We start from the raw sequence: 20632 nt of genomic DNA on the forward strand, positions 1-20632 counted from the left end.
GGGCGGGCCGGGTCACGGCTCGTCGGCGAGCTCGTCCTCCTCCGGCTCGAACGTCGACGCGGTGCCGGTGTGGCCTGCGGCGACCCCTTCCGGATGGTCAGGGATCGTCCCGTCGTCGCCGAGTCCGTCGGACGACGGAGCAGCGCCGGAGGCGCTCTCGTCCCCATCCTCGTTCATGTTGTGAGTGTCCCGGTGTTCTCGGTGATCGCTGCCAGTCATACCGTGAGCGCACCGCATCTCGCGGAGATCCGGGAGGGCCGTGACGACAGGAGCGGTCGCGAGTATCCTCTGCACTCGTCCTCGGGCCGAGTCAGAGCTGGTCGAGCGCCTCGCGGGCCCGTGCGACGGCATCCGCAGCCGCTTCCCGCTCCGCAGCCGCCTGCCGTCGGCGGTCCGTAGCGGCGCGGGCATCGGTCTTCGCCCGGGTCGCGTCGTGACGGGCGTGCTGCAGCTCGTCCTCGAGCTCGGAGATGCGTTGCGTCAGCTGGTCGATCCGCTCGTCGATTTCATGCGCTTCCTCGTCTGCGCGCCGTGCGGCGCGCTCTGCGCCGGCATGAGCCTGCTCAGCCTCGCGCAGAGCGCGCTCAGCATCCCGGCGGGCTCGCCGCGCCGCCACCTCGTCGGCCGCGGGCTTCGGCGCGACCGGGGCATCCGGCCGTCCGCCCGCGACGACCGCCCCGGCGTCGAACGATCCGGTGGGCTCGATGTCGCGCACCAGACGACCGGATGCCACGGCCGCGGCCGCCTCCGGATCGAAGAACGCCGCCGAGATCGTCTGCCGCACCGCCTCGAGCGTGGCATGCGTCACTCGCCCGCCCCGCGCGGTGGCGAGCGACACCGCCTCGGCTGCCAGCTGTCCGGTCAGCGCCCGTCGCTGACGCCCGAGCTGCGAGAGAGTCGCGGCGTCGAGGTCGTTTTGGGCTTCGCGCAGCTCTGAAGCGAGCTGCAGCACCTGGCCGAGCCGCGCGCTGCGCTCGCGGGCGAAGAGGTTGACCACCCACGCGGCGACGCTCGGCTTGCGCAGAGCGCGGACCGCCGCCGAGAGTGCGGGATCGCCGACGTCCTTCGCGCGCACGTTGCGTGCAGCGATGAACTCATCCGGCGACCCCGCGTACAGCTCGGCGGCGATGCTGTCGAGGTCACCCGCTTCGCCCATGCGAGCGACCCTATCGCCTGAGGGTTCAGTCGTTCTTCGTCGCCTCTTCAGCCTCGCGCATGGCGGCATCGCCCTCCTCGGGCGATTCCGCGCCGGCGCTCGCCGCGGGGTCGTCGCCGGAGGCGGGCTCGCCATCCGTCGTCGGCATCTCCTGGCTGTCGAACTGACCGTCCGGCAGCGCCTCGTCGGCGGTCTGAGGGTCGCCGTGGGCGCCGTTCTTCACCTGGGCGGAGTCCGCCGCAGCGTCGTCGTGCAGGTCGTCGGGGTTTCCGTTGTGCTGAGTCATGCTCCGAGTATCGGCCGATCGCGGCGTTCGAGGCAGGGCCGTGACGGCGCAGACCTCGCGGGGTATCATCTGCGCCGATCCGACAGCATCGCCGCGGGCGCCGGAAACGGCGGAGCGGGAACACGACGCACGTCGATCAGCGCCAGCAGCACGCCGGCCATGGCCCCGCCGATGCCGCCGAGCACCATGTCGCCGATCGTGTCCTGGTAGTCGACATGGATCTGATCGCTGATGTACTCGACACCGAACCACTCGATCATCTCCCAGACCGCGCTGAGCGCGAGCGCGATCAGCGGCACGAGCACCAGCGGGGTCCGCGCTCGGGGACTCGCCGATGCGGTGATGCCGACGACATCGGTGCGCGTCAGCACCTCCGCCGCGATGATCGCCAGCACCGCCGTGCACGCGAAGTGCACCACCAGGTCCCACCACGAGACGGCGGCATACAGGTCGAGCACGTTGCTCCACGCGGCGGCGAGGACGGTCACGCCGGCGGCGACGTCGAACCAGGCCCGCATGCCCAGCATCCGCGGCAGCATGAGAGCCGGCAGCGCCAGGGCCGCGATCCCGGCATCCGTCGGCCTGAGCCAGCTGGCGGCCGCGATCACGCCCAGGATGCCGATGACGCGCAGCGCATCGGCCGTCCATTCCGCCGCCGTGCGCGGCGGCCGCAGGAAGTCCTCTTTCATGCGGCATCCTCTCCGAAACGCAGGATCGCCTGCACCGGCAGATGATCCGACGGTCTGCGTCCTTCCGGGGCATGGTCGTTGACCCCGACCGCGTGAACGCGCACACCCGGTGTCGTCATGATCCAGTCGAGCCGGCGTCCGCCGGCGCGCGGGCGCCCGTAGCGCGAGTACGTGCCCCGGTGTGCTCCGACCTGCCGCTCGGCGACGCCTGCGCTGTCGAGCAGGGCGCCGCCCGACTGCAGCGCGCGCACGGTCGTCGAATCGGCGCCGGCGTTGAGGTCGCCGGTCACAACCGCAGGCAGCGCGCGCTCGGCCACGAGTCGGCGGATGCTGAGGGCCGAACGCCGCCGCGACGACGCGGAGAGATGGTCGAGATGGGTGTTGACGGCGAGGAATCGCGTGCCGGTGCTGTGCTCGACGAATTCGGCCCACACCATGATCCGGGGGATGAGGTTCCCCCAGCCGATCGAGCCTGTCCGCTCGGGCTGATCGGACAGCGCCTGCTGGCCCCAATCACGCAGCTCGAGGCGAGTGCTGTCGTACACGATCGGCGTACCCTCACCGCGACCTCCGGCACCCCGGCCCGCGCCGACGGCGCGATGGCCGGCGCCGAGCGCGTCGCGCACGACGGGCATGGCGCGCGGCAGCACCTCCTGCAGGCCGAGGAGCGTCGGACGCTCCGCGGCGAGCAGCTGCCCGACAGCCGGAGCGCGCCGCGACCACCGGTCGGCGGGCAGCTGCAGCATGCCGTCCGCCGCGCGACGGATGTTGAACGTCATGACGTGCACGTCGGGCGCGGCGATCCGCCCGATCAGGGCATCCGCGGGCCAAACAGGTTCGGGTGCCGCCATCGCTATCCGTCCCACCCCTGCTGCGGCGTCTCGCACGTCTCGCGGAAGACGAACTGCGACGGCAGCTTGCGCTGCGAGCTCGACCAGTCGATGGCCGGGCGACGCTGCTCGGGGGGCAGGTAACCCAGACGGTACACCGCCATCAGCTCGAGATCGTCGGGCACCTGCAGCAGCTCGACGATCTCGTCCCAGCGACCCGGCGCCTCCATCGGGAAGGAGATGAACTGGATGCCCATGCCCAGCTCCACCGTCGTCAGCCAGATGTTCTCCATCGCCGCACCCATGCTGAACACCGAGTAGAACGAAGACAGCTCGCCGGGCCGGTACTCGCTGCGATCGAGCATCACGCCGAGCAGCAGCGGGGAGCCGGCCACCAGCTTGGCGTTCTCGGCGCCCAGCGTCTTCGGCACGCCGAGCGAGTTCATCAGCTTCTGACCGCGCGAGGTGAACACCTGGCTCGTGAACGGCCGCAGCACCGCGGGCAGCTTGTCGAACAGCATCCCGCTGCGTTTCTGCTCCATCTCGGCCTCGCTGAAGCGGAAGTACGGCTTGTACCGCTCGAAGAAGGTGCCGTTCGACATCACCTCGGTCATGCTCTCGCCCGAGATCTTCGCGATCCGCTCGATCGTCTCCCGCTGCTCGATCACGACGAAACGCCACGGCTGGCTGTTCAGCTGCGACGGCGCGCGGCCCGCCGCCTCGATCAGCAGACGCTGGTGCTCTTCGCTCACAGGGTCGGGGAGGAACGGCCCGTTCGTGGTCTTGCGGCGGCGGATGACGTCGAGGAATTCCATGGTGCTCCTATCGGCGGGAGGTGATCACGCCGGCGGCGATGAACGGCGCGGCGGTGAGGGCTATGGCAGGATGCCGGCGAGTGTGCGTGCCCGCGTAGGGGATGACGGCGAGCGGCGCGAGCGCCGGTGCGAGGGCGAGGGCTGCGGGCCTGTTGCGTCGCAGACCCACCAGCACCGCGACGATCGTCGCCGAGAACGTGGCGATGTAGAGCGCGTGGTGCACCCAGCGGAATCGCCGGGTGTCGATGAGGCGCGTCGCGACGGCCGCGCCGAGCGCGCAGTTCGCCGCGTAGCAGAGGGCGGATGCCCGGAACGCGGGTTTCGCCGACGGATGCCCGTGCCTGCGCTTCGCGTGCCTGCGTCTCATGCGATCAGCACACCACGCCGCGGGGTTCCGGCGCGAGGGGTTGCGCTCGGGTTTGCTTTGCGTCACCGAGGAGTCGCGTCACCGAGGAGTCGGGTCATCGAGGAGTTGGGTCATCGAGGAGTCGGGTCACCGAGAACAGGAGAACACGCGGACGCAGGAGGATTCCCCGGATTCCGTCCTGTTCTCGAGTGTTCTCCTGTTCTCAGCGAGCCGGGTCGGCGGGGGCCGGGTCGGCGGGGGCCGGGTCGGCGGGAGCCGGGTCTCCGGGCGGCACAGCCGGCTCCGCCGGATTGCGGCGGATGCCGATCCACGACACCACGCCGCCTGCGGCGAACAGGGCGGCGGTGACGATCGCGGCGCTGTGGAAGCCCCCGAGATCGAGCGATCCGCCGACGATGGTCGACAGCAGTGCGACCACCAGCAGCCCGGCGACGCGGGAGACCGCGTTGTTCACGGCCGACGCGATGCCGCTGCGGCGCTCGTCGATCGCACCCAGGATCGCCGAGGTCAACGGGGCGACGGTCAGTGCCAGGCCCAGCCCGAGCACGATCATCGCGGGCAGCACCTGCCACCAGTAGTCGAAGTCCCGCCCGACCGTGAGCAGCAGCAGCGCACCCACCGCCATCAGAAGGGGACCGACGGTCATGAACAGCCTCGGGCCGAGGCGCCCTGCCACCGCTCCGGCGCGCGACGACAGCAGGATCATCAGCACCGTGACCGGCAGGCTCGCCAGCCCCGCCGCCGTCGCGCTGAGCCCTGGACCCTGCTGCAGGTAGACGCCGATCACGAAGCCGTTCAGCGACAGCGCGGCGTACACGAACAGCGTCGAGACGTTTCCCCATCCGAAGTTGCGCACGGTGAACATCGACAGTGGCAGCAGGGGGTGCGCCGACCGGGCCTGGCGCCACAGGAAGACGGCGAGCAGCACGAGTCCGGCGGCTCCTGGCATCCAGATCCCCGGATCAGACCAGCCGAGCCGCTCCTGCTCGATCAGCGCGAAGACGACCGCACCCAGACCGAGCGCGCACAGGATGCCGCTCACCCAGTCGACCCGCACATCGCGCTCGTGCTCGGGCAGATCGAGCCGGCCGAGCAGCACGAGAGTCACCGCGATCGGCAGCACGTTGATGAGGAAGACGAACCGCCACGAGAGCAGGTCGACGAACAGGCCGCCCATGAGCGGCCCGACCAGCTGAGCGGCGGTGGTGAACGCCGTCCATACGCCGATCGCGCGCGACTGCAGCTCGCCGCGCATCGTCGCCGTGATCAGCGCGAGAGAACTCGGCACGAGCAGCGCACCCGCGGCTCCCTGCGCGGCACGCGCGATGATCAGCACCAGCGGGTCGGGAGCCGCCGCCACGGCGATCGAGGCGACGCCGAAGGCGATGAGCCCGGTCCGCATCACGCGCACGCGCCCGTAGGCATCCGACAGCGACCCCGCCAGCAGGATCAGCGCGCTCAGCGTGATCAGGTAGGCGTCGACCACCCACTGCTGGGTGGCGATGCCGCCGCCCAGCTCGCGGCTGATCGCCGGCAGTGCCACGGTGACCACCGTGCCGTCGAGGAAGGTGACGAACGAGGCCAGCACGGCCACTGAGACGACGAGTCGCTGCACGGTGTCGAATCCGGGCACGGGGGTGAACGTGGGCACAGGCCGACACTACTCCCGCCATCGACCTGCGGCCCGAGCAGGCGTAGCCTGGCCGCAGGCGGGACGACCTGCCCCGTCCGAGACCCCGGCGTGAAGCCGAAGACGAAGGCGGTGCGAACCATGGATTCCATGATGATGGACGCGATGGCGTCCGAGATGAAGACCTCCGGCATGGAGATGATGGACATGTCGGTCATGCAGTCCTGCATCGACGCCTGCGCAGCGTGCGAGCAGGCCTGCACGGTCTGCTCGACGCAGATGATGGACTGCAGCGTCGCGTGCATGAACTGCGCCGACATGTGCGGAACCATGATGCGCTCGATGCTGCGCATGCAGGGCATGACCGCGCAGGTGATGATGTCGATGCTCGACGCGTGCATCGCGATGTGCCGGATGTGCATGGACGAATGTCAGGCGCACGCCGAGCACAGCGACGTCTACCGGATGTGCGCTCAGGCCTGCAAGGCGTGCATGGATGCTTGCATGGCGATGCGCGATGCCATGACGAAGATGGCGTCCTGAGCGCCTGCCCTCCCGTGCCCCTGAGCCCGCCGCTCCTGGGGCCCTGAGCCCGCCGAGGAGTCAGCGCGCGACGTTGTAGAGAATGCGGCCGACCGCGAGCACGTCGTAGGCGGCGTGCAGGGCGACCGGTGTGCCAGCCGGCGCCTCGAGCGCCGCGCCGCCGGCGCTCCAGATCGAGAGCACGTCGCCGTCGAGGGTGCGCAGGCGCAGAACGCCGGATGCGGCATCGGCGACCTCGACGATGGCATCCGCCCAGCCCAGAGGCGTCGCCGACGCCATCCGCGCCTGGATCAGGTGCAGGGCATGACCGGGTGCGTAGGAGGAGCACACGTCGCCGTGGTCGCACATGCACGCCGCACGCTCACGCACCTCGGAGGGCGAAAGGCGGATCGGCTGCGTGCTCACGGTGGGTCTCCTCATGGTCGGGTCCACCGAGAATACGTCCGGCTCCGGCGAGGTGTCGATGAGATCCGACACAGGGCGAAACATCAGCGGCGCGCGCTGCGGCGTACACTGGACGCCGTGTTGTCTGCAGAGTGCGCCGTCGCGGCGCGAGAGGTGATCGTCGGCGCGCTCCGCGCCGACGGCAGAGGCTGAGATCGCTCCGGCGGCGGAACTCCCGTCACCGGAACCTAGCGATATCCGGCATCCGATCTGAAGGATGCTGCGCAGCCCTCGCCGACCACCCTCGGCTCCTCGACCAGAAAGCTCTCTCATGCGTCCCTTCGACGACCGCGCCATCCGCGCGTCCTTCCGCAACGCCTCCCGCAAGGAGGCGTCATCGCTCAGTCTCCCGCCCGAGTTCGACGAGATCGATTTCGACCGGCTCGACTATCTCGGCTGGTTCGACCCGAAGCTGCCCCGACGGGCGTACGTGGTCGCAGAGGTCGACGGCGCCCCCGTCGGCATCCTGCTTCAGCGCACCGAGCAGCGCACCCGCAGACGCGCACAGTGCTCGTGGTGCGAAGACGTCACTCTGCGCAACGACGTGCAGTTCTTCTCGGCACGCAAAGCCGGCGCCGCAGGTCGCAACGGCGACACGATCGGCACGCTGATCTGCGAGAACTTCGGCTGCTCGGCCAACGTGCGTCGGCTGCCACCCCTCGCCTACGAGGGATATGACCGCGAGCTCGCGCGCGAGATGCGGATGCTTCGCCTGCGCGAGCATGTCGAGTCATTCGTGCGCGGGTTGGGCTGACATCCGCTGACGGAGGGGGCTCACGCTCCCTCGGTCGGCGAGCCGGCGACCCGGCGCGTCAGCGCGACTGCGCCTCGACGATCGCCTTCTCGAGGTCATCGGGCCCGGTGAGCGTGACCATCCGGCCGTCGACGAAGAATGTCGGCGTCCCCTCCACACCGAGGAAGGTGCCCTCCGACCTGTCGCGGCGCACGCGTTCGGCCGTGGCCGGGTCGGCGACGGCCTCGTCGTAGGCCGCCATGTCGAGGCCGATCTCCTCGGCGAGGTCGCGGAACACCTGCGGGTTCGGCTCGGCGGCTCCGCCCCACTCGGCCTGCGTCTCGAGCAGCCGCTGGTACATCGCCTCGAAATCGCCCTGCTGTGCGGCTGCCTCGGCGGCGAGCGCCGCGGGCATCGAGTTCGCGTGCCCGGGCAGCGGGAAGTACCGCACCGCGTAGGTGATCTGCCCGTCGTATTGCTGCCGCAGCTCTTCCATCACCGGATGAAACGCCGCGCACGCCTCGCATTCGAAGTCGAGGAACTCCACCACGGTCACGGCATCCGCTCCGCCGTCGTCGAGCACGTGCGACTCCTCGCGCAGCACCTGCGGCTTTGGGTCGTTCTCTGATTCGGCGCGCTGCGCCACCGCCCACACGAGCACGCCGATCAGCAGCAGCATGACGAGGCCGCCGGTGACGATGACGGCCTTGACGGAGTTCTTCATGGTTCGATCCTGTCAGCTTCACCCGACGGCGCCGCACGCATGGGCGAGTGCGGCCGGCGCGAGCTCGGACGACAGGCGAGCGAACTCCTGCACGCTGCGCTCGCCGGGCCAGTCGTCGGGAAGCAGCGACCGAGGCAGCCCCGGATCGATGTACGGCAGCACCCGCCAGCTGTCGATGAGCCGCACATAGGCGTCGAACGGCTCGGTCTCATCGAGGTCGCCGAGGGACGCCTGGAACCGCTCGTGCTCGGCGCGCAGCGCGGCGAGATCCCACCACCGTGCCGCTGCGATCGGAAGCGGGTCGGCGGGCTTCGGATCGGTGGTGCGGAACAGGGTGGTGAAGGCGCGGGCATCCAGCTCGGCCAGCAGCTGCTCGACCTCGTCCGCCAGGTGCCCGGGCAGGATCCACAGCCCGGCCGAGACCGCACCCGCACCGACGAACTGCAGCCTGCGGCGCAGCTGGTGCCTGAGGTCGCGGCGGGTCTCGGGAACGGTCGCCGAGACGAGTATCCACTCATCGGCCTCGGTCATCGTCCGCACCGCGAAGATGCGCCGGTCGCCGCGCTCGAGCATCGGCAGCGCGGCGGGGTTCAGCGCGTAGTCGCCATCGGGCGCCGCCAGCAGCAGTCCTCGCTGCTTGAGCCGGGTGATCGCCGTGCGTGCCCGTGCCGCCGGTATCCCGAGGTCATCGGCCAGCCGCACGAGCGCCGCCGGCGTGATGCGCCCGCCGAGCGGACGCAGATACAGGCCGATCAGGGTGCGCAGCAGCGAGGTGGTGCTGCCCGGACGCGCGTCGATGTCGTCGAGCACGCTCGGCTCACTCGCGCCGTCGCTCCCGGTTCGCGCCGAGACCCCCTCGAAAGAACGCTCGTGAGCAGAGGTCTGGGCTCTGAGTGATACGGGGGTCATGACTGCAGGGCGTCGCGCACGGCGATCACCCCGCGCAGCGTCTCTTCATGCGAGGTGCTCAGCGGCGACAGTCCGAGGCGGATGCCGTCGGGGAAGCGGAAATCCGGGATGACCCCGTCGGCCCACAGCTGCTTCGTGACCTCTTGGAACGAGTCGTGGCCGATCGTCACGTGCCCGCCGCGGCGCGACGCCTCGCGCGGCGACAGCAGTCGTACGCCCAGCGGCGCGAGCAGCGCGTCGTAGGCGCGGATCGCGAACTCGGTGAGCGTGATCGACTTCGCCCGGAGGGCGGTGACGCCCTCGAGCTCGATCAGGTCGAGCATGCCCTGCATCGCGAGCATCGACAGCACCGGCGGGGTGCCGCTGAGCAGTTGCCGGATGCCGGAGACCGGGGTGTACTCCGGCCCCATCGCGAAGATGTCGGCGGCGCCCCACCAGCCGTGGATCGGCTGAACGACGCTGCCGTGATGCTCGGCGCGCAGGTATGCGAACGCGGGCGATCCCGGGCCGCCGTTCAGGTACTTGTAGGTGCAGCCGACCGCCATGTCGACTCCCCACTCGTCGAGCTTCATGGGCACCACACCCGCCGAGTGGCACAGATCCCACAGCATCAGCGCGCCGGCGCTCTTCACCGCCTCGGTGATCTCGGGCATCGCCGCCAGTGAGCCCGAGCGGTAGTCGACGTGGCTGAGCACGACGAGCGCGGTGCGTTCGGAGATGACCGAGGCCACCTGCTCGGCCGTCACCCCGAGGATCGGATCCGGTTCGACCCAGCGCAACGTCGTGCCTGTCTCGTCAGCGACGCCAGCGGCGATGAAGCGGTCGGTGGGGAAGTTGCCGGCCTCGATGATGATCTCGTCGCGACCGGGGCGCGCGGCGACGCCGGCGCGCATGAGCTTGTACAGCAGCACGCTGGTGGAATCAGCGACGACGGTCTGCCCCGGCGCGGCACCGAGGGTGATGGCGCCGATGCGATCGCCGAGGTGCATCGGCAGCTGCATCCACTGCTCATCCCACGAGCGGATGAGGCGCGTGCCCCAGTCATCGCGGATGAACGCGGCGGCCTTCTCGGGCAGATCGCGCAGCGGGCGACCCAGCGAGTTCCCGTCGAGGTAGGCGATGACGCCGGGGGCGTCGGCGAACTCGGCGATGTGATGGGCGAGCGGATCCGCCTGGTCGAGCTTGCGGGCCTCGGCGAGCAGGTCGTCGGTGATGTCGGTCATGTCACGGCTCCGCGATGTCGGTGTCGATGTCGATGGGGTGAAGGCGGCGCGCCCGGATCGGGTCGCCGCCGGGCAGAAGCAGCAGGGGGCCGCCCGCGAGCGGGTCGGCGGGGGAGAGGACAGCCAGCAGGCCGAGCCCGTCGACGCCCGCCGCGCGCAGCGCGTCGATCTCCGCGTCGCGCAGGTCGACCGGGGTGTCGCCGTTGCCCATGTCGGTGCCGTACAGCACCTCGCCGCCGGCGGCGGCGAAGCGGCGCAGGTTGTCGATCGCGAGGCCGAGTGCGTCGCCGTCGTGGATCGCCAGGGTTGAGATCCACGATGCGGATGCCGCCTGCCGGACGATCTCGGCATCGCTCAGCCGCTCGCTGAACGGCGCGTGCGCGAGGCGTGTGGCACCGAGGCGCACCGCGCGCTGCGCCTGGCCTGCTCCTTCGGCATGGGCGACGACGGGCAGGTGATGCACGGCCGCCTGGTGCACCACCGCTCGGAACGAATCGTCGTCGAGCACGGGGCCGGCGTCGCTGTTGGCGACGATCTTGATGAGCGAGACACCGGCAGCGGCGAGCTCATCGACCGCGCGCGCGGCGTGCTCGGCATCCGGTATCTCCCGCACCGAACCCGGGGGAGCCCACGCGCGATCCGACGGATACCCGCCCGGTGCCGTCAGAAATGGCCCGGCGTACTCGACGATCGGACGGCGTGGCTGCGCCGAGCGCGGCACGGTCATCTGGTCGTCATCCGGATCTCCGGAGTCGTGGCGGGCCACGTCGGCGACCCAGTCCGGATCCGCGCCCAGATCGATCACGCGGCCGAGCCGCGACTCCGCCAGCAGCGAGTGGTCGACGAGCTGCAGATGCACGTGATGATCGGTGAACAGGCCCGTGATCACTCCGTCGAGGCGGGGAGTGCCGGCCGGCGGTGGCCCTTCGACAAGCTCAAGGACCCAGGAGGGGCGGGCGCCAGGGTTCGAGGAGGCGAGAGAGTCAGGGGTCTGGGAGCTGAGGGTGCCCTCGCGAATCCCCTCGCCGTCGAAGAAGGTGACCGCCCGCATTCAGCGGCCGATCTCGGTGCGCACGCTGTACAGCTCGGGGAAGAAGGTGAGATCGAGCGCGCGCTGCAGAAAGCTCACGCCGCTCGAGCCGCCCGTGCCGACCTTCATGCCGATCGTGCGGGTCACGGTGCGCAGATGCCGGAAGCGCCAGAACTGGAAGTTGTCCTCCACGTCGACGAGCTCTTCGCACGCCTCGTAGAGGTCCCAGTGCTCGTGCGGGTTCTCGTAGATCTCGCGGATCGCGGCGACGAGCTCGGGATGCTCTCGGTAGGGCTGACGCACGTCGCGCTCGAGCACCTCGGCCGGGATCGGCAGGCCGCGTCGTGACGCGTATCGCAGGAACTCGTCGTACAGCGTGGGACGCTCCCACTCGGCGGTGAGCATCGCCAGGTTCGCGGGGTGGTCGCGGAACACGCTGAGCATCCGCTCGTTCTTGTTGCCGAGTGCGAACTCGACCGCACGGTACTGCACCGACTGGAACCCGGACGAGTTGCCGAGCTCGCCGCTGCGCGTACTCGGTGGGGGTGAGCGTTGCCAGCACCGACCACTGCTGGGTCAGCACCTCCTGGATGTGCTTCACCCGGGCGATGTGCTTGAGCGCAGAGCGCAGATCGTCGTCGGCGAGACGATCGCGGGCGGTGCCCAGCTCGTGCTGCACGAGCTTGAGCCACAGCTCGGTGGTCTGGTGCTGGATGATGAACAGCATCTCGTCGTGATGCTCGGGCTGCGAGACCGGATGCTGCGCACTCAGCAGCCGATCCAGATCGAGATACGAGCCGTACGTCATCCGGTCTTTGAGGTCGGTGACGATGCCGTCTTCGAGCGTGCGTTCATTGTCGGCGGGGGCCATCCCGGAACGGTATCAGTTTCGTGGCGGCCGTCACAATGATGAAACCGCCGTCGCTAGCATGCCGCCGCCTCGATCGACAAGGGGTGCCCGCCCAGCGCAGGCGATCGAATCGCAGCGGATATTCTTCCCAGCATGGGAGACAGCATCAGCTCACAGCGGTTCACACGGCAGGATCGGGCACGATTCCGCGAACAGGTGCAGCGCGGACTGGAGGCGCTTGAGCTCATGCTCGGCGACGGCTGGTTCGAGGAGGCGTCTCAGCCGCAGCTGGGTCTGGAGATCGAGCTGAACCTCGTCGACGGTGACCGCAACCCCGCGATGACCAACGAGCAGGTGCTGGATGCCATCGCCAATCCGGCCTTTCAGACCGAGCTCGGGCGATTCAACGTCGAGATCAACGTGGCACCGCGCCCGCTGGGCGACGACAGCCTCGTCGAGCTCGAGAAGGTGCTGAGCTCGGCGTTCGCCGCCGCCGATGACCGCGCCCACGGTGCGGGCAGCGACCTCGCGATGGTCGGCATGCTGCCCACCCTCGACGAGACGCACTTCACCGAGCGCTGGCTGTCGAGAGAACCGCGCTACAAGATGCTCGGGCAGCAGATCCTCGCGGCGCGCGGCGAAGACATCGAGCTGCGACTCGAGGGGGTCCCCCTCACCGACACCGCCGAGCCGGAAGACCTCGACATCATCTGCGACACCATCGTGCCCGAGGCCGCGTGCACCTCGATGCAGCTTCACCTGCAGGTGAAGCCCGAGGAGTTTGCCGCGCACTGGAACGCAGCGCAGGCGATCGCCGGCGTGCAGGTGGCGCTCGCGGCCAACTCGCCCTTCTTCGCCGGCCGTGCGCTGTGGCACGAGACGCGCATCCCGATGTTCGAGCAGGCCACCGACACGCGCTCGCAGGAGCTGAAGAACCAGGGCGTGCGTCCGCGCGTGTGGTTCGGGGAGCGCTGGATCACGTCGATCTTCGACCTCTTCGAGGAGAACTCGCGCTACTTCCCGGCGCTGCTGCCGGAGAGCAGCGACCAGGATCCGCTCGAGACGCTGAGATCGGGCACCGCCCCCGATCTCAGCGAGCTGCGGATGCACAACGGAACCGTCTACCGCTGGAACCGCCCGATCTACGACACGCAGGACGGCGGCTGCCACCTGCGGCTCGAGAACCGGGTGCTGCCCGCCTCGCCGTCGATGGCGGATGCCATGGCCGACACCGCGTTCTACTACGGGCTGCTGCATTCGCTCGCGCACAGCGAGCGTCCGCTGTGGAGCCAGATGACCTTCGACGCCGCCCACGAGAACCTGCACGCTGCGGCGCGGCACGGTATCGAGTCGCAGCTGTACTGGCCAGAGCTCGGCTGGGTCGGGCCGCGGGAGCTGGTGCTTCGCCGCCTGCTGCCGCTCGCCGCGGAGGGGCTGGAGGCCTACGGCGTCTCGACGGAGGCGCGCGAGCGCTATCTGGGCATCATCGAGCAGCGCTGCGTCACCGGGCGCAACGGCGCCACCTGGCAGCGGGCGAACGTCGCCGCCAGGGAGGCGGCGGGCGAATCGCGACCACAGGCGCTGCACGGCATGCTCGACGACTACCTGCAGCGGATGCACTCCGGCGAGCCGGTACACACCTGGCGGCCCTGACTGGTCAGCCGAGGATCTCGGCTGTCGTCGCGAGCGTGATCTGCGGCGGATACAGGCTCATCACGTGCAGTGCTGCGGCATGGTTCCCCGCCGTCGATCCGGCGCACGCGTCGGTCGCCACAGTGAGGCGCGCGCCGGCGTCCGCCCCTGCCAGAGCCGTCGAGAGCACACAGCAGTCGGTCGAGACGCCGGCGAGCACGACGTGCGCGCCGCGCCCGACGATCGTCTCGAGCTCGCCTCCCCACTTGCCGAAGGCCGGCAGGTCGAGCGTCGGCAGCGGTGAGAGACCGCGCGCCGTGGGGACGAGGTCGAACAGGGGGTCGGTGGGAGGCTGGTCGGCGAAGGGCCACGTCGCGAAGTAGTCGCCCCACGACGTGGAGCGATCGGCGGTCGGCATCCATCTGGTCACCAGCACCCGCTCGCCGAACCGATCGGCGAGACGGGCGATGTTGTGCATCGCCTCCTCGAAGAACGGCGACCCCCACTCGGAGTCGGGCGAGGCGAAGATGTTCTGCGGATCGATGACGATCAGCCAGCCGTCCGTCATGCCTGCTCCTGCCGACGGATCCGCGCCGCGCGGGCGAACCACGTGATGGCGAACGAGAGAACCAGGGCGAAGAAGACCCCGAGGTTCGCGTAGGCCCAGTCGCCGTCCTTGCCGCCGATGAGGGGAAGGAGGTAGCCCTGCCAGTTGTTCCACGCCGCGTCGTCGGCGAACAGGTTGACCACGAAGCCCCAGCCGATGATCGAGGCGACGGCCATCGTGACGATCGAGGTCCAGTCCCAGGCACCGTATCGGCCGTTCGGATCGAACAGTGCCGCCTCGTCGTAGTCGCGACGGCGCCGCAGGATGTCCGCGATCAGGATGCCCGCCCACGAGGCCAGCGGCACGCCCAGCGTGATGAGGAACGACTGGAACGGACCCAGGAAGTCGGCGGCGAAGAACACCACGTAGATCGTGCCGAGGGTGAGGATGATGCCGTCGATCCCGGCGGCCGCCGGGCGGGGGATGCGGATGCCGAGGCTGATCAGCGTGAGGCCCGACGAGTAGATGCCGAGCACCGCCCCCGAGACGAGGGCGAGCACGGCGGTCAGCAGGAACGGCACGAGAACCCAGATCGGCAGGATGCCGGCGAGTGCGCCGATCGGATCGGCGCCGACGGCGTCCATCAGCTGCGGGTCGGAGCCGCCGAGCAGCAGCCCGAAGACGACCAGGATCACCGGGGCGATCGCGCCGCCGAAGGTGTTCCAGAAGACGATCGCGCCGTCTGAGGCGGTGCGCTTCTGGTACCGGGACCAGTCGGCGGCGATGTTGATCCAGCCCAGTCCGAACCCGGTCATGACCATCACCAGCGCGCCGATGACCGCACCGATGCTCCCATCGGGGATCGACAGGACCGCGCCCATGTCGATCCGGCTGCTCGCGAGGATCACGTAGAGGATCGTGACGGCGCCGGTGATCCAGGTGAGCACCGACTGCATCTTCATGATGGTGTGGTACCCGAGCACCGAGGCGGCGACGATGAGCGCCGCGACGACGACGGTGGCGATGATCTTCAGGGCGACGCTGTCACCCGGGCCGCCCAGCTGGGTGATGACGGTGGCCGTGGCGAGCACCGCCATGATCGCCAGGAACGTCTCCCAGCCGATCGAGGTGAGCCACGAGACGATGCCGGGCACTTTCTGCCCGTGCACCCCGAAGGCGGCGCGCGAGAGCACCATAGTGGGCGCCGAGCCCCGCTTGCCGGCGATCGCGATGAGCCCGCACAGCAGGAACGAGACCACGATGCCGACGATCGAAACGAGCGTCGCCTGCCAGAACGAGATGCCGAAGCCGAGCACGAACGACCCGTACGACATCCCGAACACCGAGACGTTGGCGGCGAACCAGGGCCAGAACAGATCGCGGGGCTTCGCGGTGCGCTGCGACTCGGGGATGATCTCGATGCCCGCTCGCTCGATCAGCGCGGGCGACGTGATGTCGGTCATGCCCTCATCCTGGCACCGCTGCCGCCGTCTCGGGGGAAGTGCGGGGTTCAGCGGCCGAGCAGCTGCGTGACGGCGTCGATGGCTCCGTCGGCGAGCCGGAAGTACGCCCAGGTGCCCCGCTTCTCACGCTCGAGGAATCCCGCCGAGACGAGCACCCGGAGATGGTGGGAGACCGTCGGCTGACTCAGGCCGAGAGGCTCGGTCAGATCGCACACGCACGCCTCGCCGTCGGCGTGGGCGGCAATCATCGAGATCAGGCGGAGGCGGGCGGGGTCGGCGAGAGCCTTGAGCGAGGATGCCAGTGATTCTGCGTTCTCGACCGAGATCGGCACGCGTGTGAGCGGCGCGCAGCAGGAGCGGAGGTCGCGCAGCGGGATCAGCTCTGAGGTGGGCACGAATCGATTGTGATCTACATATTGACGAACGTCAATATCTGCGGGACCATCGTCACACAACACATTGATGAGCATCGATGAATGGAGGTGCGAGATGGACGACTGCTGCGAGATCCTCGATGACGGAACCTGCGTCGCGGGGTGCTGCTGACGAGCTCTGTCGATGCGTCGCCGCGGGCCTGCCGTCCCGGTGGGTCTGCGGCGACGGTCACGTAGGCTGGCCCCGCAATCCGCAATCCGCAATCCGCAATCCGCAACCCGCAACCCGCGACCGCTCACAGGAGCTCCTATGCCAGACAGCTCGACCAAGCCCTCCGTCCTCTTCGTCTGCGTGCACAACGCGGGGCGGTCGCAGATGGCCGCGGGGTTCCTGCGCGACATCGCCGGCGATCGCATAGAGGTGCGCTCCGCCGGATCGATGCCGGCGGATCAGATCAATCCGATCGCCGTCGAGGCGATGGGAGAACTCGGGATCGACATCACGGGCGAGCAGCCCAAGGTGCTCACGACAGAGGCCGTGCAAGCGTCTGACGTCGTGATCACGATGGGCTGCGGCGACGCCTGCCCGTTCTTCCCCGGCAAGCGCTACGAGGACTGGAAGCTCGACGACCCGGCCGGTCAGGGCATCGACGCGGTGCGTCCGATCCGCGACGAGATCCGCTCGCGCATCGAGAAGCTGATCGGGGAGCTTCTCTGAACGCCAGCGGCGTTCTTCGGCCTCAGCCGGCGAAGAACGCGCGCGCCACGCGCGACAGGTCGTAGAGGTCGCTCACGCCGGCGAGCTCGCGGGCGGAGTGCATCGACAGGATCGGGATGCCGACATCGATCGTCCTGATGCCGAGCCGGGTCGCCGTGATCGGGCCGATCGTCGATCCGCAGGGAACGGCGTTGTTCGACACGAACTCCTGCGAGTGCACGCCGGCCGTCTCGCACCATGCCGCCCACGCGGCGGCGCCCACCGCGTCTGTGGCGTAGCGCTGGTTCGCGTTGATCTTCAGGATCGGGCCCGAGCCGAGCACCGGCTGCACGATCGGGTCATGCCGGTGCGCGTAGTTCGGGTGCACGGAATGGCCGACATCGCTCGACAGATGCCACGACGCGGCGAACGCGCGACGCTGCTCGGTGGCATCCGCCCCGAGCGAGGCGTACATGCGCATGAGCACGTCCTCGAGGAAGGGCCCCGCAGCGCCCGAGCGCGACTGCGAGCCGAGCTCCTCGTGGTCGAAGGCGGCGAGCACGGGGATCACGCTCTGCGGCCAGGGGTCGGTCGACGCGGACGTCGCTTCGATCAGCGCGACCACTCCCGCGTGCACCGAGGCGAGGTCGTCCAGGCGGCCCGACGCGAAGAATGCGCCGTCCTTGCCGAAGACGGCACCCCGCGCGGCATCCGCGACGACGGCGTCGAACCCGCGGATGTCGGCCGCATCGACACCCGCGGAGGCCGCGAGCTCGGCGAGGATGTCGGCCGATTCGGCGTCGCCGAGGCCCCACACCGGCTGCGTGCCGGTCTGCTTGTCGAGTGCGAGGCCGTCGTTCACGCCGCGGTCGAGGTGGATCGCGAGCTGCGGCAGGCGAAGCAGTGGGCCGGTCGCGGCCAGCACGACGCGACCGTCGGCGAGTGCGAGGCGCCCGCCGAGGCGCAGCTCGCGGTCGAGCCACGAGTTCAGCAGCGGTCCGCCGTACACCTCGACGGCGGCCTGCAGCCATCCGCGCGACCCGGTGGTCGGCTTCGGCTTGAGCTTGAAGCCGGGGGAGTCGGTGTGCGCGCCGAGCACGTTCACGGGCGTCGTGGGCACGGCATCCGCCGGCACGGCCCACGCGATCGCTGCGCCGTCGCGGACGACGACGAAGCGTCCGCCGGCCTGAGTCGGCCATTCCGCAGTCTCGTCGAGGCGGGTGAATCCGGCCTCCTCGAGTCGTCGGGCGACCTCTTCGGCGGCGTGGTAGCTCGACGGCGAGGTGGCGACGAAGTCGGCGAGATCGGCTGCATGCGTGTGGGCGGCGGAGACAGCGGGCATGGGTACGAGCCTAATCGGCCGCGCCGACGAGAGGCGTGGGCTGCCCGTCACGCGACGGGCAGCGGGTATCGTCGTCGCAGCAGCCACCGCTGTGCGAGCGTCCAGGTCACGGTGACGACGAGGTACAGGGCCGCGGCGAGCGGCACGAAGACCGCGACGAGCGCGATGAGGTAGTGCATCGCGTTCATCATGCCGAGCATGGCTGGACTTGCCAGCGGCCCCTCGGTCGGCACCTGCGGCCGGAAGACCCGGCGGGTGATGTCGGCCACGACCACGATCACCGCCAGCACCACCGCCCACACGATGGCCGTCTGCGCATCCAGACCCGCTCCGGCCGCCGTGACCAGCGAGCTGCCGAGAGGGGCTCCGAGCAGGTCGTGCGCGAGCAGATCGTTCGGTTGCCCGGCGATCTCGGGGCGCAGGAACAGGGTGTACAGCACCCCGACGACCGCCGCCTGCACGACCAGCGGCAGGCATCCGGCCAGCGGCGACGCCTGCTCGTCGCGGTACAGAGCCATCGTCTCGCGCTGCAGTCGCTCGCGGTCGCGGCCGTGACGCTGCTGCAGAGAGCGCAGACGGGGAGCGAGGCGAGCGCGCATCTGCTCGGCTCTGGCCTGGGAGACGCCGACCGGGATGAGGGCGGCGCGCACCCCGACGGTGACCAGGATCACCTCCAGTGCGGCCGACGCGGAACCACCGACGGGTTCCAGAGCGGTCGAGAGCGAGAGCAGCGCGGAATATGCGGCGTCGAGAAGAAGGGTCAGCGGAGGAAGGGCGAAGATGTCCATGAACGTCCGTTCGCAGAGGGGGGTGGATGTCGGCCGGAGGCCACGCGATCCACTCCTCGAAGGCGAGGACGGATCAGGTGGCGGGCACGACCCCCGGCGCTCGCGGACGCGGATGACCGTCGGCATCCGGATCGCTCTGCGCGAGCAGCACGGACGCGGCGATGGCGCGTCGCGGGTGCGATGTCGGTCGGACGCCGAACCTCGGCGTGAGCAGCGCGAGCGCGACCGCGAGCACGGTGGCGGCGACGAGGATCGCGGCGATGCCGAGCATCCCGCTGGCCGTCAGCCCTTCGGGGAGGGGAACAGCGCCGAGTGCTGCGAGCAGCGTTCGCAGCAGCACCCCGATCGCGTCGATCATCGCCCCTCCTTCCCGGCTGACGCTACCACTCGCCCCGGACGCGCACATGAGAAGGGCGAGGGGGTCGTCGTCCCCTCGCCCTTCGCACCCTCCGGGGCTTCAGCCGTCCTTGACCTCGAGATCGCCGTGCTGTCCGTCGTCCTCGGCGCCGGCGTAGCCGGGACGGGCCGGCTGTGGCGGCTGGTCGTCGAGCTCGCCGCCCTCGCGGCCGCCGAACGGACGACCGTGGTCGGCGAACTCCTCGCGGCCGAAGACGAGGATCCAGTCCGCGACGGTGAATCGCGCACCCGTGCGGAGGATCTCGCTGCGGTCTCCAGCGACACCGTCGGCTGGATTGGCGTTCATCAGCCCGTCGCCGTGCAGGGTCAGCACGTACTCGTCGCGCTCGTCGTGAATGATCGTCGCGTGAACCGGGTCGGCGCCGGCGATGACGAGCGCGCATTCCGCGCCCGACCCGATCGTGGTGCGCTCTTCGGTCAGCTCCAGACGACTGCGATCGCCGTCCGGACTCGTGATGCGCAGGTGCGGTTCGCCGGCACCCCACTCGGCATGGGTGGTGGTGGGCTGCTCACCGTCCGCCGTCGCGAGCTGCTCGAGCTGGTCGTCGACATCGGGTGCGCTGTGCGCGGGCGTCGAACCGGTGGTCTGATCGGTCATGGGGGCCTCCTCTGTGGGGGTGGTCGTTGAGTTCGAGCGGTGCGGATGCCGGCGCGCAGCGTCAGCGCGAGATGACTCCCACCGTCTCGCCGGTGGTCGACGGCGTGAGATGGCGGGCGACGTCGGCCTGGCTGATCATGCCGACCAGACGGTGGTCCTCCAGCACCGGGATGCGGCGGATCCGATGCTCGCGCATCAGCGCGAGCGCACGATCGATGTCATCGTCGGGCGAGACCATGACGGGTACCCCGGTCGCAAGGCGTCCGGCGTTCGTCGTCTCCGGATCCAATCCCGTCGCTATCGCCTTCACGACGATGTCGCGGTCGGTGAGCATGCCCTTCAGCCGCCCGTCCTCTCCGCAGATCGGAAGGGCGCCGACGTCCAGCTCGAGCATCCGCTCTGCCGCGATCGAGAGTGCATCGTTCTCGCCGATGCACTGTGCGTTCGGTGTCATGATGTCTCGCGTGCGGGTCATCGTCCCGTCCTCTCCGCTTCGCATTCACCTGTCTCGATCACGTGCATCCGACGCTAGACAGCCGGACCGG

Annotated in this window: 25 protein-coding genes and 1 pseudogene; 4 read left to right on the plus strand and 22 right to left on the minus strand. The window is 69.7% G+C overall.

Going from position 1 to position 20632, the window contains the following annotated elements; translation table 11 throughout:
* Positions 1-12: 12 nt before the first annotated feature.
* From PGB26_RS06025 to PGB26_RS06060, 8 genes are all read right to left on the minus strand, one after another.
* Positions 13-177, minus strand: coding sequence for a hypothetical protein (locus PGB26_RS06025; RefSeq protein ID WP_271639432.1), 165 nt, complete (start codon positions 175-177; stop codon positions 13-15).
* 133 nt (positions 178-310) lie between these two features.
* Positions 311-1156, minus strand: a complete 846-nt coding sequence (locus PGB26_RS06030) for a transposase (protein ID WP_271639433.1) — start codon at positions 1154-1156, stop codon at positions 311-313.
* Between the two features lie 25 nt (positions 1157-1181).
* Positions 1182-1442 (minus strand): hypothetical protein, encoded by a 261-nt coding sequence (locus tag PGB26_RS06035; protein ID WP_271639434.1) that lies wholly within the window; start codon positions 1440-1442, stop codon positions 1182-1184.
* A gap of 65 nt (positions 1443-1507) precedes the next feature.
* Positions 1508-2131, minus strand: coding sequence for a DUF2238 domain-containing protein (locus PGB26_RS06040; protein ID WP_271639435.1), 624 nt, complete (start codon positions 2129-2131; stop codon positions 1508-1510).
* Positions 2128-2982 (minus strand): endonuclease/exonuclease/phosphatase family protein, encoded by an 855-nt coding sequence (locus PGB26_RS06045; protein WP_271639436.1) that lies wholly within the window; start codon positions 2980-2982, stop codon positions 2128-2130. Before PGB26_RS06045 ends, PGB26_RS06040 begins: the two co-directional genes overlap by 4 nt.
* A gap of 2 nt (positions 2983-2984) precedes the next feature.
* Positions 2985-3776 (minus strand): nitroreductase family protein, encoded by a 792-nt coding sequence (locus tag PGB26_RS06050; protein ID WP_271639437.1) that lies wholly within the window; start codon positions 3774-3776, stop codon positions 2985-2987.
* A 7-nt stretch (positions 3777-3783) separates the two neighbouring features.
* Positions 3784-4143: a hypothetical protein gene (locus PGB26_RS06055; RefSeq protein WP_271639438.1), complete on the minus strand. Its 360-nt coding sequence runs from the start codon at positions 4141-4143 to the stop codon at positions 3784-3786.
* Between the two features lie 202 nt (positions 4144-4345).
* Positions 4346-5794: an MFS transporter gene (locus PGB26_RS06060; protein WP_271639439.1), complete on the minus strand. Its 1449-nt coding sequence runs from the start codon at positions 5792-5794 to the stop codon at positions 4346-4348.
* Between the two features lie 120 nt (positions 5795-5914).
* Between PGB26_RS06060 and PGB26_RS06065 the strand changes: the two genes are divergently transcribed.
* Positions 5915-6316, plus strand: coding sequence for a hypothetical protein (locus PGB26_RS06065; RefSeq protein ID WP_271639440.1), 402 nt, complete (start codon positions 5915-5917; stop codon positions 6314-6316).
* A 60-nt stretch (positions 6317-6376) separates the two neighbouring features.
* On the opposite strand, the gene PGB26_RS06070 is transcribed toward PGB26_RS06065, so the two are convergent.
* Positions 6377-6721 carry a hypothetical protein gene (locus PGB26_RS06070; protein WP_271639441.1) on the minus strand — a complete coding sequence of 115 codons (345 nt, stop codon included), beginning with the start codon at positions 6719-6721 and terminating at the stop codon, positions 6377-6379.
* Positions 6722-7031: 310 nt separating this feature from the next.
* Between PGB26_RS06070 and PGB26_RS06075 the strand changes: the two genes are divergently transcribed.
* The gene (locus PGB26_RS06075; protein ID WP_271639442.1) at positions 7032-7514 is read left to right on the plus strand and encodes an FBP domain-containing protein; all 483 of its coding nucleotides are present in this window, start codon (positions 7032-7034) and stop codon (positions 7512-7514) included.
* Between the two features lie 58 nt (positions 7515-7572).
* Here PGB26_RS06075 and PGB26_RS06080 read toward each other — a convergent pair whose 3' ends face one another.
* From PGB26_RS06080 to PGB26_RS06100, 5 genes and pseudogenes are all read right to left on the minus strand, one after another.
* Positions 7573-8217 (minus strand): DsbA family protein, encoded by a 645-nt coding sequence (locus PGB26_RS06080; RefSeq protein ID WP_271639443.1) that lies wholly within the window; start codon positions 8215-8217, stop codon positions 7573-7575.
* 18 nt (positions 8218-8235) lie between these two features.
* Positions 8236-9027 (minus strand): PaaX family transcriptional regulator, encoded by a 792-nt coding sequence (locus PGB26_RS06085; protein ID WP_271639444.1) that lies wholly within the window; start codon positions 9025-9027, stop codon positions 8236-8238.
* A 95-nt stretch (positions 9028-9122) separates the two neighbouring features.
* On the minus strand, positions 9123-10349 hold the full coding sequence (locus PGB26_RS06090) for a kynureninase (protein WP_271639445.1): 1227 nt from the start codon (positions 10347-10349) through the stop codon (positions 9123-9125).
* A gap of 1 nt (position 10350) precedes the next feature.
* Positions 10351-11238, minus strand: coding sequence for a hydrolase (locus PGB26_RS06095; protein WP_271639446.1), 888 nt, complete (start codon positions 11236-11238; stop codon positions 10351-10353).
* A 162-nt stretch (positions 11239-11400) separates the two neighbouring features.
* Positions 11401-12250 (minus strand): annotated as a pseudogene (locus PGB26_RS06100) (tryptophan 2,3-dioxygenase).
* Positions 12251-12382: 132 nt separating this feature from the next.
* Between PGB26_RS06100 and PGB26_RS06105 the strand changes: the two are divergent.
* Positions 12383-13882 (plus strand): glutamate-cysteine ligase family protein, encoded by a 1500-nt coding sequence (locus PGB26_RS06105; protein ID WP_271639447.1) that lies wholly within the window; start codon positions 12383-12385, stop codon positions 13880-13882.
* Positions 13883-13886: 4 nt separating this feature from the next.
* Here PGB26_RS06105 and PGB26_RS06110 read toward each other — a convergent pair whose 3' ends face one another.
* The 3 genes from PGB26_RS06110 to PGB26_RS06120 are packed head-to-tail and all read right to left on the minus strand — an operon-like array spanning position 13887 to position 16266.
* Positions 13887-14429 carry a cysteine hydrolase family protein gene (locus tag PGB26_RS06110; protein WP_271639448.1) on the minus strand — a complete coding sequence of 181 codons (543 nt, stop codon included), beginning with the start codon at positions 14427-14429 and terminating at the stop codon, positions 13887-13889.
* On the minus strand, positions 14426-15871 hold the full coding sequence (locus PGB26_RS06115; RefSeq protein WP_271639449.1) for a purine-cytosine permease family protein: 1446 nt from the start codon (positions 15869-15871) through the stop codon (positions 14426-14428). Before PGB26_RS06115 ends, PGB26_RS06110 begins: the two co-directional genes overlap by 4 nt.
* Positions 15872-15918: 47 nt before the next feature.
* On the minus strand, positions 15919-16266 hold the full coding sequence (locus PGB26_RS06120; protein ID WP_099195296.1) for an ArsR/SmtB family transcription factor: 348 nt from the start codon (positions 16264-16266) through the stop codon (positions 15919-15921).
* 289 nt (positions 16267-16555) lie between these two features.
* Here PGB26_RS06120 and PGB26_RS06125 point away from each other — a divergent pair, with 289 nt between their 5' ends.
* Positions 16556-16963: an arsenate reductase ArsC gene (locus PGB26_RS06125; protein ID WP_271639450.1), complete on the plus strand. Its 408-nt coding sequence runs from the start codon at positions 16556-16558 to the stop codon at positions 16961-16963.
* Positions 16964-16985: 22 nt separating this feature from the next.
* Here PGB26_RS06125 and PGB26_RS06130 read toward each other — a convergent pair whose 3' ends face one another.
* From PGB26_RS06130 to PGB26_RS06150, 5 genes are all read right to left on the minus strand, one after another.
* A complete protein-coding gene (locus PGB26_RS06130) occupies positions 16986-18284 on the minus strand; it encodes a M18 family aminopeptidase (protein ID WP_271639451.1) in 1299 nt (432 codons plus the stop codon).
* Positions 18285-18331: 47 nt separating this feature from the next.
* Positions 18332-19072, minus strand: a complete 741-nt coding sequence (locus PGB26_RS06135) for a YidC/Oxa1 family membrane protein insertase (RefSeq protein ID WP_271639452.1) — start codon at positions 19070-19072, stop codon at positions 18332-18334.
* A gap of 73 nt (positions 19073-19145) precedes the next feature.
* Entirely contained in the window at positions 19146-19430 is a 285-nt protein-coding gene (locus tag PGB26_RS06140) for a DUF6412 domain-containing protein (RefSeq protein WP_271639453.1), read from the minus strand.
* A gap of 99 nt (positions 19431-19529) precedes the next feature.
* Positions 19530-20087 (minus strand): FHA domain-containing protein, encoded by a 558-nt coding sequence (locus tag PGB26_RS06145; RefSeq protein ID WP_271639454.1) that lies wholly within the window; start codon positions 20085-20087, stop codon positions 19530-19532.
* 61 nt (positions 20088-20148) lie between these two features.
* Complete coding sequence (locus tag PGB26_RS06150; protein WP_271639455.1) at positions 20149-20562, minus strand: CBS domain-containing protein; 414 nt, start codon at positions 20560-20562, stop codon at positions 20149-20151.
* Between the last annotated feature and the right edge of the window lie 70 nt (positions 20563-20632).

The organism is Microbacterium sp. nov. GSS16 (assembly GCF_028198145.1).
In the GTDB taxonomy this organism is placed as follows: domain Bacteria; phylum Actinomycetota; class Actinomycetes; order Actinomycetales; family Microbacteriaceae; genus Microbacterium.

What these genes read in the sequence shown, in the direction of transcription:
- PGB26_RS06025 (WP_271639432.1), bottom strand. Translation starts at nt 177, where the DNA reads ATGAACGAGGATGGGGACGAGAGCGCCTCCGGCGCTGCTCCGTCGTCC.
- PGB26_RS06030 (WP_271639433.1), bottom strand. Translation starts at nt 1,156, where the DNA reads ATGGGCGAAGCGGGTGACCTCGACAGCATCGCCGCCGAGCTGTACGCG.
- PGB26_RS06035 (WP_271639434.1), bottom strand. Translation starts at nt 1,442, where the DNA reads ATGACTCAGCACAACGGAAACCCCGACGACCTGCACGACGACGCTGCG.
- PGB26_RS06040 (WP_271639435.1), bottom strand. Translation starts at nt 2,131, where the DNA reads ATGAAAGAGGACTTCCTGCGGCCGCCGCGCACGGCGGCGGAATGGACG.
- PGB26_RS06045 (WP_271639436.1), bottom strand. Translation starts at nt 2,982, where the DNA reads ATGGCGGCACCCGAACCTGTTTGGCCCGCGGATGCCCTGATCGGGCGG.
- PGB26_RS06050 (WP_271639437.1), bottom strand. Translation starts at nt 3,776, where the DNA reads ATGGAATTCCTCGACGTCATCCGCCGCCGCAAGACCACGAACGGGCCG.
- PGB26_RS06055 (WP_271639438.1), bottom strand. Translation starts at nt 4,143, where the DNA reads ATGAGACGCAGGCACGCGAAGCGCAGGCACGGGCATCCGTCGGCGAAA.
- PGB26_RS06065 (WP_271639440.1), top strand. Translation starts at nt 5,915, where the DNA reads ATGGATTCCATGATGATGGACGCGATGGCGTCCGAGATGAAGACCTCC.
- PGB26_RS06075 (WP_271639442.1), top strand. Translation starts at nt 7,032, where the DNA reads ATGCGTCCCTTCGACGACCGCGCCATCCGCGCGTCCTTCCGCAACGCC.
- PGB26_RS06080 (WP_271639443.1), bottom strand. Translation starts at nt 8,217, where the DNA reads ATGAAGAACTCCGTCAAGGCCGTCATCGTCACCGGCGGCCTCGTCATG.
- PGB26_RS06090 (WP_271639445.1), bottom strand. Translation starts at nt 10,349, where the DNA reads ATGACCGACATCACCGACGACCTGCTCGCCGAGGCCCGCAAGCTCGAC.
- PGB26_RS06105 (WP_271639447.1), top strand. Translation starts at nt 12,383, where the DNA reads ATGGGAGACAGCATCAGCTCACAGCGGTTCACACGGCAGGATCGGGCA.
- PGB26_RS06110 (WP_271639448.1), bottom strand. Translation starts at nt 14,429, where the DNA reads ATGACGGACGGCTGGCTGATCGTCATCGATCCGCAGAACATCTTCGCC.
- PGB26_RS06115 (WP_271639449.1), bottom strand. Translation starts at nt 15,871, where the DNA reads ATGACCGACATCACGTCGCCCGCGCTGATCGAGCGAGCGGGCATCGAG.
- PGB26_RS06125 (WP_271639450.1), top strand. Translation starts at nt 16,556, where the DNA reads ATGCCAGACAGCTCGACCAAGCCCTCCGTCCTCTTCGTCTGCGTGCAC.
- PGB26_RS06130 (WP_271639451.1), bottom strand. Translation starts at nt 18,284, where the DNA reads ATGCCCGCTGTCTCCGCCGCCCACACGCATGCAGCCGATCTCGCCGAC.
- PGB26_RS06135 (WP_271639452.1), bottom strand. Translation starts at nt 19,072, where the DNA reads ATGGACATCTTCGCCCTTCCTCCGCTGACCCTTCTTCTCGACGCCGCA.
- PGB26_RS06140 (WP_271639453.1), bottom strand. Translation starts at nt 19,430, where the DNA reads ATGATCGACGCGATCGGGGTGCTGCTGCGAACGCTGCTCGCAGCACTC.
- PGB26_RS06145 (WP_271639454.1), bottom strand. Translation starts at nt 20,087, where the DNA reads ATGACCGATCAGACCACCGGTTCGACGCCCGCGCACAGCGCACCCGAT.
- PGB26_RS06150 (WP_271639455.1), bottom strand. Translation starts at nt 20,562, where the DNA reads ATGACCCGCACGCGAGACATCATGACACCGAACGCACAGTGCATCGGC.